Below are 3,317 nucleotides of genomic sequence, written 5' to 3' on the forward strand. Positions count from 1 at the left end.
CGGCTGGCCGCCGCCTTGCGCGCGATCTCGCGCGCCGCAAGGCCCCAGGCACGCGCCCCGCAAGGCCGCGGTGCCGGCGGCGGAGCCGGTCATCCCCGCGCCGGCGACGAGCGGGGGCCGGCACCGGGTAGCCGGGGGCGTCATTGTTTTTCCAAGGGGCGAGCCGGGCTAAATCTAAACGTTCGCGCATTACGGGACCGCCCCGCATGCCTGCGCGTGCAGCGGGTGCCGGAGGACAGGAGCAGCATGGACAAGATTCGCATCGTCGGCGGACAGGCGCTCACCGGCAGCATCCCCATTTCCGGTGCCAAGAACGCCGCTTTGCCGCTGATGATCGCCGGGCTTCTGTCGGAAGAGACGCTGGTGCTGGAAAACGTGCCGCGTCTTGCGGACGTGGCGCTGCTCCAGCGCATTCTCGGCAATCATGGCGTCGACATCACCACCCACGGCAAGCGCAACGGGGACGATCCCCATGCCGGCCAGACGCTGGAGATCGATGCCCGCGTCATCGTCGACACCACCGCGCCCTACGACCTCGTCTCGCGCATGCGCGCCTCGTTCTGGGTGATCGCGCCGCTCATCGCCCGCATGGGCGTCGCCAAGGTGTCGCTGCCCGGCGGCTGCGCCATCGGCACGCGCCCCGTGGACTTCCACCTCGACGCCTTGCGCGCGCTCGGCGCGGAGATCGAGATCGACGCCGGTTACGTGCTCGCCAAGGCCCCCAAGGGCCTCAAGGGCGGACGCATCGTGTTCCCCAAGGTCTCGGTGGGTGCCACCCATACCGCGCTCATGGCGGCGAGCCTCGCCGACGGCGAGACCATCATCGAGAATGCCGCGCGCGAGCCCGAGATCGTCGACGTGGCCGACTGCCTGGTGAAGATGGGCGCGCGCATCACCGGCGCCGGCACGGCCACCATCCACGTCCTCGGCGTGCCGCGCCTGAAGGGCGCGCGCCACGCGGTGCTCCCCGACCGCATCGAGACCGGCACCTACGCCATGGCCACCGCCATGGTGGGCGGCGACGTGATGCTGTCCGGCGCCCGCGCCGACCTGCTGGACAATGCCCTCGACATCCTGCGCCAGGCCGGCGCCGAGATCGACACCACCAACGAGGGCATCCGCGTGCGCCGCAACGGCGCCGGCATCCTGCCGGTGGAGGTGTCGACCGCCCCCTATCCGGGCTTCCCCACCGACCTCCAGGCCCAGCTGATGGCGCTGATGACGCGGGCGCGCGGGCGCTCGCGCATCACCGAGACCATCTTCGAGAACCGCTTCATGCACGTGCAGGAGCTGGCGCGCTTCGGCGCCCAGATCCATCTCGACGGCGATACCGCCACCATCGAGGGCCGCGAGCGCCTCACCGGCGCACCGGTGATGGCCACCGATCTGCGCGCCTCCGTGTCGCTCGTCATTGCCGGCCTTGCCGCCGAGGGCGAGACCATGGTGCAGCGGGTCTACCATCTGGACCGTGGTTTCGAGCGGCTGGAAGAGAAGCTCTCGCGCTGCGGCGCGGTAATCGAGCGCATCAGCGGCTGAGGCGTCTGCCGTCCGGCCGCCGCGCCGGACGCGATCCGGCGCGCACAGGTATGAGGTACTGCGGTCTTCCGCTCGACGGATGTCCTGCATTACCATCGAGCGTCCAAGCGAGTGAGCGCATTTGGCATCGGAGAATGGGGCTCCCGTCCGGCGCGCGAGGGAAGCGAACCCGCCGCCACAACCGCAGCCTCTGGGCGATGCGGCTGGTCAGCCACGGGTCCGGCGCAGCCTCGCTTACGCGCTCATCGCCGTGGTTGCGATCGCCGCCATGGCGGCCCTGACGGCCCTCGACGCCTTCGAGCAGTTGTATGCCTTCACGCGGAAGAACGAGGTCTATCAGCTCGACGAACTCTACTGGCTCGGCCTGGTGGGAAGCTTTGTTCTCACCGCGGTGCTGATCCTGCGCAGCCGCGACCTCAAGCGCGAAGTGGCGCGGCGCCGGCAGGCGGAAGCGGCGGTGGACGACCTCTCGCGCTACGACGCGCTGACCGGGGTGGCCAACCGGCAGATGTTCCGCGAGGAACTGGCGCGCCATTTGGACTTCGCGCGCATGCACAACACCCGGCTCGCGCTCCTGGTGGTGGACATCGACCGCTTCATCTCGGTCAACGACCTGCTCGGTCATGCCGGCGGCGACCGCATCCTGCGCGCCTTCTCCGACCGGGTGCGCGCGGCGCTGCGGCTCCAGGACGTGCTGGCGCGGCTCGGCTCGGACGAGTTCGCGATCCTCTTTCCGCTCACCGACGGCGCCGGCATCGAGGACATCTTCCGCATCGCCGAACGCATCGTCACGGTGGCGCGCCAGCCCTTCCCGGACGAGAGCGGCCGCGCCACCGGCATCACGGTCAGCATCGGCATCGCCAAGTTCCCGCGCGATGCGACCGACGAGAACGAACTGCTGCTGCATGCCGAAGCGGCCATGTTCCAGGCCAAGGCCGCGGGGCGCAACCGCTACGTCCTGTTCGACGGCGCGCTGGATGCCCGCCGCCGCCAGCGGCTGGAGCTGGAGGCCGAGATCCGCACCGCCTTGGTCAATGACGAGATCGTTGCCCACTACCAGCCGCTGGTGAGCCTCTCCAGCCTCAATCCGGTGGGCTTCGAGGCGCTGGCCCGCTGGCAGCATCCCAAGCGCGGGCTGCTTGGGCCGGCGGAGTTCGTGCCCATCATCGAGGATATCGGCCTCAACGATGCGCTGTTGCGGCAGATGCTGAGCCGGGTCTGCCGCGATACGCGGGACTGGCCCGAGCATCTCACCATCGCCATCAACAGCTCGCCGCCGCAACTGGTGGAGGAGGGCTTCGCCCAGTCGATCCTCGACCTGCTCGACGAATACGACTTCCCGCCGCGCCGCCTGGAGGTGGAAATCACCGAGACGGCGCTGCTCATCGACTTCGACGCCGCGCGCCGCTCGGTGGCGGCGCTCAAGGCCAAGGGCGTGCGCGTGTCGCTGGACGACTTCGGCACCGGCTATTCGAGCCTGACGCACCTGCACCAGCTGCCGTTCGACAAGCTGAAGATCGACGCCAGCTTCACCCGCGGCATCGGCGAGGACTCGCAGATCCGCAAGATCATCGCTTCCATGATCGGCCTCGGCCACGCCTTGCGCCTGGTCACGGTGGCCGAAGGGGTTGAGACGCGCGAGCAGGCGGAATGGCTGCGCTCGCGCGGCTGCGAACTGGCCCAGGGCTACGCCTTCGCCCGGCCCTTGCCGCCGCAGGAGGCGGAGCGGCTGATCGCCGGCGGGCCGTCCCACGCGGCGCCGCGCGGCGGCCGGCCCGAGC

2 protein-coding genes are annotated in these 3,317 nt (G+C 69.9%); both read left to right on the top strand.

Annotated features, from left to right (window positions below; translation table 11 throughout):
• Nucleotides 1–246: 246 nt before the first annotated feature.
• Nucleotides 247–1,536, top strand: coding sequence for a UDP-N-acetylglucosamine 1-carboxyvinyltransferase (murA, locus tag AC2W7M_RS22420; protein ID WP_486135032.1), 1,290 nt, complete (start codon nt 247–249; stop codon nt 1,534–1,536).
• Between the two features lie 268 nt (nt 1,537–1,804).
• On the top strand, nt 1,805–3,317 hold a 1,513-nt coding region (locus AC2W7M_RS22425), incomplete at its 3' end, for a putative bifunctional diguanylate cyclase/phosphodiesterase (RefSeq protein WP_486135034.1).

The organism is Xanthobacter sp. BG11Y11_SDJG, assembly GCF_057364445.1.

What these genes read in the sequence shown, in the direction of transcription:
- murA (WP_486135032.1), top strand. Translation starts at nt 247, where the DNA reads ATGGACAAGATTCGCATCGTCGGCGGACAGGCGCTCACCGGCAGCATC.